Consider the following 6,938-nt stretch of genomic DNA (forward strand, 5'->3'; position numbering starts at 1 on the left):
GGGCCTTCGGCGGCCGGGTCCCAGACGCGGCCGACGAGCGTGCCGGCGGTGCCGTCGCCGGGAAGGACGGCGCGGACGTCGGTGAGGGTCGCGGGCATGTGATCCTTCGTTCGGTGGTGTCGGTCAGCGGCGGTGGAACACGCCGGCGCGCTTCTCGGCGAACGCCGCCCTGCCTTCGTCGGCGTCCTCCGTCGCGAAGGTCACGGTCTGCAGGTCGCGCTCGTAGCGGATCGCGGCATCCTGCGGCATGTTCGCCGCCGCGTGCAGGTTGGCCTTCGCGGTCTCGGCCGCGATCGGCGGGCGGGACGCGATGATCTCGGCGAGTTCCCGCGCCCGCGGCAGCAGCTGCTCGGGCGGCACGACCTCGCTCACCAGGCCCCACTGCAGCGCGGTGACGGCGTCGACGGGCTGCCCGGTCATGATCATGACGGCGGTGTTGCTCGGACCGATCGATGCGCGCAGGAACGCCGTCATCCCTCCTCCGCCGATCCATCCCAGCGTGATCTCCGGGGCGGCGAAGCTGGCCGTCGCCGAGGCGATGCGGATGTCGCAGCTCAGCGCCGTCTCGAGGCCGCCGCCGAACGCGTAGCCGTTGACGGCGGCGATGACGGGCTTGCGGCACGCGCGGATGGCGTCGCAGTAGTCGGTGCGATTGCGGAACTCCCACGGCGTCGCGTACTTGTCGAGCGTGCGGATGTCGCTCCCCGCGCTGAAGGCCCGTTCGCCGGCGCCCGTCAGCACGACCGCGCGGACCTGCGGGTCGTCGTTCAGCGCCTCGATGACCTCGACGAGCCGGTCGGACATCTCCTGCGTCACCGCGTTGAGCTTGGCCGGCCGATCGATGGTCACGACGGCCACGGCCCCGTCGATCTCGCAGCCGATCCCCTCGTCGGTCATCGCACCGTCTCCCCGAGCGCGGCAGCGGTCCCGTCGGCGACCATCGCGTCGACGTGCGCGGAGTCGTAACCGACCTCGGCGAGCACCTCGCGCGTGTGCTCACCCACGCGCGGAGCGCCGCGGTCCACGCGCGCCGGGGTGCGGCTGAAGCGGTACGGGAAGCCCGGCGTCTTCACACGCCCCTCGGTGGGGTGGTCGTACTCGATGAACGTGCCGTTGTGCACGATCTGCGGGTCGCGCACGAGTTCCTCGTAGCCGTACACCGGGCCGACCCACATGCCGGCCCCGCCGAGCACCTCGAGCCAGTGCTCCGTCGTCTGCTCGAGGAGCCGCGTCTGCAGCAGCGACGCGAGCTCGTCGCGGCGCGTCCACCCCTCCACCTCGCCGGTCCAGCCCTCGAACGCGGGTTCGCCGATCAGCAGGCCGAGCTGCGCGGGATCGGCGAAGGCGAGCGCGATGAAGCCGTCCGACGTGCGGAACACCCCGTACGGTGCGCGGATGTAGACGTGCGCGTGCGGCTCGTCGCTGCGCTGCTGCGCCTTGCGCCCGACCGTGAAGACCGACAGCTCCTGCATCTGCAGGGTCGTGACGGCGTCCAGCATGTTGACCGTGACGAGCTGCCCCTCGCCGGTCCGCTCCCGGTGCAGCAGCGCCGCCAGGACGCCTTCGAAGGCCGTCGACGCCGTGACCGCGTCGGCGAGGTACTGGCCCGCGGGAGCGGGGGCATCGCCCGCACGACCGGCCGAGAGCATGGCGCCCGACATCGCCTGCACGAGCAGGTCCTGCCCCGGCCGGTCGCGGTACGGGCCGTCCTCGCCGTAGCCCGAGATCGACACGTAGACGATCGAGGGGTTCACCGCGCGGAGGGACTCGTAGTCGACGCCCAGGCGGCCCGCCACCCCGGGGCGGTAGTTCTGCAGAAACACGTCCGCCGTGCGCACCAGGTCCAGCAGCGCCGCCCGGCCGTCGGCGCTCTTGAGGTCGAGGGCGACGGAGCGCTTGTTGCGGTTCAGCGACAGGAACGAGACGTTGATCTCATTGCCGTTCGCTCCTCCCGCGGCAGCGAAGCGCTGCCACTCGCCCGCCGTGGGCTCGACCTTGATCACGTCGGCGCCGAGATCGCCGAGGCGCTGGGCGGCGAAGGGCCCTGCCATCGCGATCGAGCAGTCGATCACGCGATAGCCGGACAGGACCGCGGGGGTGTCGCTCACGGGGTTCCTTCCGAGAGGGAGCGGATGTCGATGGTGGCGCCGCCGGCCGCGCTCGAGCGCAGGAGCCCGTCGATGAGCTCCACCGAATGCGCGGCGACGCGCGCGTCGGAGTTGTTCTCCGTGCTGAGACCGGCGACGAGGTCGATGAAGCGGTTCGGCGGCACGATGCACTCGTAGGCGCCCGAGCCGGCCGGGACCTCGAGCTCCTCCCGCGCGCGGTCGTAGCGATGCACCCACATGCGCTCGCGCTCGATGTCGAGCATGAGCACACCCTCCGAGCCGAACAGGCGGATGTCGACCTGGTACGGCTCGTCGTCGGGCAGCGTGGCCGCGCCGGAGAGGGCGCCGATCGCGCCGCCTTCGAACGTGATGACCCCCGCGTCGAACAGGTCCACCGCCGCGCCCGCACGCGAGACGCGGCCGGCGACGGTGGCGGCGCGCAGGCCCGTCAGCCAGAACAGCAGGGCGCTGGAGTGGGTGATCTGACCGTGCGCGTAGCCGCCGCCGCGCGCGGGCGACTGCCAGGTCGAGGCATCCGGTCCCCCCGTCTCGGAGTCCCACAGCTGCAGGATGTCGGAGGGATCGCCGGCGAACAGCCCCCTCGTGGGGGAGGCCATGTGGCACAGCACGTGCTGGACGTCGCCGATCCGGCCCTCGGCGAGGAGGCCGCGTGCGGCGACGGTGAACGGCTTGTAGTTCCAGCCGTAGGGTACGACGAAATGCACGCCGGCGCGTTCCACGCGGTCGACGAGGTCCCAGGCCGCCCGCGCGTCGAGCGTGGTCGGCTTCTCGACGAGAACGTGCAGGCCGCGATCGATCGCAGCCACCGCGTTGTCGTAGTGCAGATCGTGCGGGGTGGTGATGACGACGGCGTCGAGGTCCTGGCCGAGCAGCTCGTCGTAGTCTTCGGTGGCCATCCCGAAGCCGAACCGATCCCGCACGGTTCCGAGCTCGGGCCCCTTGCCGCACACCCCCACCAGCTCGACGTCGTCGCGTCCGGCGAAGATCGGGAAGTGGTTGCTGGTCGCCCACCATCCGGCGCCCACGGCGCCCAGCCTGACCCTGCTCATGCCGTGGCCGTCCAGCGGCGCCTGCCGGAGGCATCCTTCGCGCTGTGCACGACCCCGCGCTGCTCGAGGCGCTCGAGGTTGCCCGTGACGGGGACGACCGCGTAGTCCAGCGCGTCCGGACCCCAGGGGCCGAGCGCGGAGCCCGCCGCGCGCACCACGTCGAGGGTGGTGAGGGGTTCGGCCGCGTCGGCGAGCACGCCGCGCACGACGTCGTCGACAAGGCGCGTGTAGTCCTCGCTCTCGTCGAGGAAGGCGGCGGCGGCAGCGCCCTCGTAGACCGGGTAGTGCGCCGTCAGCACCAGCTCGGGCGAGAGCGAGCGGAAGAGTGCGATGGACGCCACGTACGGCCCGACGTCGCGGTAGGTCGGCGGGAAGGCGGCGCGGCCGTCGGCGAACGGCACGGTCGTGCCGAGCGTCGCGTCGCCGATCGCGATCGCCCGGTTCGACGGGTCGTGGACGGCGACGTGCCCCGGCGAGTGGCCCGGCACGTGGAGCACCCGCACGGAGCGTCCGCCGAGGTCGAACTCCTCGCCGCCCTCGAGCACGCGGTCCACCGGCACGAGGTCGCTCACCGACCGCAGGTACGCCGTGGTCTCGGGAGGGTCGTCGAAGCCGTCCGTGTCGCGGAACTCGCCGTAGCGCTCGTCGATGAGGCGCTGCACGTCCTCGGTGAGACTCCGATCGAGTCGGTGCGCGAGGATCTCCACGCCGGGCAGGGCGGCCTTGAGCGCGCCGTTCCCGCCGGTGTGGTCGAAGTCGCAGTGCGTGTTGACGGCCCAGCGCACGAGGGCCGGATCGATGCCCGCATCGGCGAGATACGGCAGGAACGTCTCGGTGATCGACTCGCGGATGCCGGTGTCGACCAGCAGCGCGGAGTGATCGCCGACGAACAGGTGCAGCGCCACGAAGCGCTCGCCCAGCGGTGCGACGATCCGGTGCAGGCCAGGGCGGATCTCCATCAGCGCTCCACCCCGTCGAGCACCACCCGCAGCCCGGCGCGCGGCGGCCGGTGGTGCGGACCGGCGGGATTGCGCCATCCGTCGCCCGTCGAGGCGAGCTCGATCGCCGACTCGTCGATGCGGATGCCGCCGCCCGGCTCGTCCCCGAGGACGATGCCGCCGTCGGCGAACTCGTGGTCCACCACGACGCCGGGCGCGAAGTCGAGCGCCTGCACCTCGGTGGTGAGGTGATTGGGCACCGCGGTCATGACAGCGGCGACCGCGGGATTGGCGTTGTACCCCACCGGGCTGATCGGCAGATCGCGGGCGGCGGCCGCGTGCGCGAGGCGCAGCACGTGCGTCACGCCCCAGACCGCTCCCGCCTGCACGATGTCCGGCGCTCCGGCGTCGAAGAGGGGGCGGAACTGCTCCACCCCGGTGAGGTTCTCGCCGGTGGCGATGGCGGACCGCACGCCGGCGCTCAGGCGCGCGTGGCCCACGGCATCCCACCGTCGCAGCGGCTCCTCGACCCACAGCAGATCGACGTGCTCCTCGAGGGCCGAGACGTAGCGGACGGCCTGCTTCACCTGCCACGACTCATTGGCGTCGAGCATGAGGCCGGGGCGCGTCGTGTTGCGGGCGAGGACCTCCTCGATCACCCGCAGGCGGCGGAGGTCGGCATCCGGATCGAGTCCGCCCTTGAGCTTCGCCGCGACGTAGCCGCGGTCGGCGAATTCGCCGTAGAAGCCGGCGATCTCGTCGTCGCTCAGCGCGATGTCCAGGCCCGACGCGTAGCCGGGGACGAATCGGTCGCGGCCGCCGAGCAGGCGCCACAGGGGCTCGCCGGCGAGCTTCGCCTTGAGGTCCCACAGCGCGGCGTCGATGGTCGCGAGGCCACCGTAGGTCGCGCCCGTGTGACTCGACTTGAAGACGGCCGCGAGCATGCGGTCGAAGAGCGCCGACACGGCACGCGGGTCCTCGCCGAGGACCGCCGGGAAGAGCCGGGCGAGATCGGCGTGCGAGCCGATCCCCACGCCTTCGATGCCCTCGTCGGTCTCGATGATGAGGATCGGCACGTCGGTGACGGCATCCTCGATGTGCCCGTTGACGTCGCCGACCGCCCGGCGCCAGTGGTGCCGCGAGGAGAGGGTGCGGTAGCCGGTGATCTTCATTCCTTCGTGCCTCCGGCGGTCATGCCCTCCACCAGGAAGCGCTGGGCGAACAGGAAGATCAGCAGGATCGGGGCGACCGAGAGCAGCGTCGCCAGCGCCAGCGTCGGCAGCTGGATGACGATGCTCGAGGTCGTCGTCGGGTTGAACGCGGGCACGTTCGAGAGCAGGTTCGCCAGCCCCACCTGCACGGGGATCTTGGTGCCCCCGACGACGAGGAACGGGAGGAAGTAGTTGTTCCAGTTGCCGACGAAGCTGAAGAACCCGACCAGGGCGATGACCGGTGTGGCCAGCGGCATCGCCACGCTCGTGAAGACCCGGAGTTCCCCGGCCCCGTCGATGCGCGCGGCATTGAGCAGGTCCTTCGAGACGGCGGTGGAGAAGTAGATGTAGGTCAGGTACACGCCGAACGGGAAGAACGAGAACGGCAGGATGACCGCGAGCGGGTTGCCGATGAGACGCAGCGCGCTCAGCTCGAGGAAGATCGGCAGGACGAGCGCGGTGTTCGGGATCAGCATCACCACGAGGGTCGTGATGAGCAGCAGCCGACGGCCGCGGAACTGGATGAGCGCCAGCGCGTAGCCGGCGGGGATGCTGATGATCAGCGTGAGCGCGAGCGCGGCGAACGAGTAGAACGTCGAGTTCCCGAGCCACGTCGTGAAGATGCCGCCGCCGAAGGCGAACAGCTCGTTCCAGTTCGCGCCGAGCTGGTCGAGCGAGCCGAAGGAGAAGGGTCCGTCCAGGAGCAGCTGGGTGTTCGACTTCGTGGGAGCGAGCACGAGCCACACGATCGGGAGGATGAAGAACGCCGCGAAGAACAGCAGCAGGATCGTGATGAGCGCGCGGCTGAGCCACTGTCCCGGGGACGCCGAGCGCGCGCGGCGGCGCATCGTGTCAGTCATTCTCGAACAGCCTTCCGCGGAAGATGAAGATCGTGGACAGGCCGAGCGCGACGACCAGGAGCATCAGCGAGATCGCCGCCGAGCCCGAGAAGTCGTTCTGGCGGAACGCGTACAGGTACGCCAGCTGGTTCAGCGAGTAATCCTCGGGGACGACGTTCTTCGTCGCCTGCGCGAGGACCTTCGGCTCGACGAAGAGCTGCGTGCCGGCGGCCAGCGACATGATCGCCATGTAGCTGATCCACTTGGCGAGCATCGGCAGCTGGATGTACCACGCCGTCTTGATGCCGTTCGCACCGTCGATGCGCGCGGCCTCCATGACCTCGGTGGGGACGTTGTTGAGCGCGCCGAACATGATGACGATCCACCCGCCCGCGCCCGCCCAGAAGGCGATGACCGTGAAGACGATCGGCAGGTTGTCGACGGCGACGACGTTGACGAGCTTCTCGAAGCCCATGGCGCGCAGGAGTCCGGAGACGGGGCTCACGGTCGGGTCGAGCACGAAGAGCCACAGCAGGACGCTGGATGCCCCGGCGATGGCGCCGGGGATGTAGTAGAGGAACCGCGCGCTGCCGCTGATCCAGCGGACCTTGACGGCGTGCACCACGAGGGCGAGGAGCACCACGAAGACGAGCAGGCTGATGAGCCAGAAGAACACGTACAGCGCCACGTGCCACACGGCGGGCGCGAAGCGGTAGTCGCCGATGACCTTCGCGAAGTTGTCGAACCCGGCGAATTGGCCGTTCTTCGTGAA

At 70.6% G+C, this 6,938-nt stretch carries 7 protein-coding genes; all 7 read right to left on the minus strand.

Annotation, left to right across the window (positions count from 1 at the left end; translation table 11 throughout):
* Positions 1-123: 123 nt before the first annotated feature.
* Positions 124-897 carry an enoyl-CoA hydratase/isomerase family protein gene (locus ACE3O1_RS13640; protein ID WP_374315929.1) on the minus strand — a complete coding sequence of 258 codons (774 nt, stop codon included), beginning with the start codon at positions 895-897 and terminating at the stop codon, positions 124-126.
* Positions 894-2,108 (minus strand): CaiB/BaiF CoA transferase family protein, encoded by a 1,215-nt coding sequence (locus ACE3O1_RS13645; protein WP_374315931.1) that lies wholly within the window; start codon positions 2,106-2,108, stop codon positions 894-896. The genes ACE3O1_RS13640 and ACE3O1_RS13645 overlap by 4 nt, the downstream gene beginning before the upstream one ends.
* Positions 2,105-3,178, minus strand: coding sequence for a Gfo/Idh/MocA family protein (locus tag ACE3O1_RS13650; protein WP_374315933.1), 1,074 nt, complete (start codon positions 3,176-3,178; stop codon positions 2,105-2,107). The genes ACE3O1_RS13645 and ACE3O1_RS13650 overlap by 4 nt, the downstream gene beginning before the upstream one ends.
* The gene (locus tag ACE3O1_RS13655) at positions 3,175-4,137 is read right to left on the minus strand and encodes an MBL fold metallo-hydrolase (protein ID WP_374315935.1); all 963 of its coding nucleotides are present in this window, start codon (positions 4,135-4,137) and stop codon (positions 3,175-3,177) included. The genes ACE3O1_RS13650 and ACE3O1_RS13655 overlap by 4 nt, the downstream gene beginning before the upstream one ends.
* Complete coding sequence (locus tag ACE3O1_RS13660) at positions 4,137-5,288, minus strand: mandelate racemase/muconate lactonizing enzyme family protein (protein ID WP_374315937.1); 1,152 nt, start codon at positions 5,286-5,288, stop codon at positions 4,137-4,139. The genes ACE3O1_RS13655 and ACE3O1_RS13660 overlap by 1 nt, the downstream gene beginning before the upstream one ends.
* Positions 5,285-6,187, minus strand: coding sequence for a carbohydrate ABC transporter permease (locus ACE3O1_RS13665; protein WP_374315939.1), 903 nt, complete (start codon positions 6,185-6,187; stop codon positions 5,285-5,287). Before ACE3O1_RS13665 ends, ACE3O1_RS13660 begins: the two co-directional genes overlap by 4 nt.
* The coding region (locus tag ACE3O1_RS13670; RefSeq protein ID WP_374315941.1) for a carbohydrate ABC transporter permease at positions 6,180-6,938 on the minus strand (759 nt) is incomplete at its 5' end. The genes ACE3O1_RS13670 and ACE3O1_RS13665, both read right to left, overlap by 8 nt.

It is taken from the genome of Microbacterium sp. (genome assembly GCF_041909575.1).
Lineage (GTDB): Bacteria > Actinomycetota > Actinomycetes > Actinomycetales > Microbacteriaceae > Microbacterium.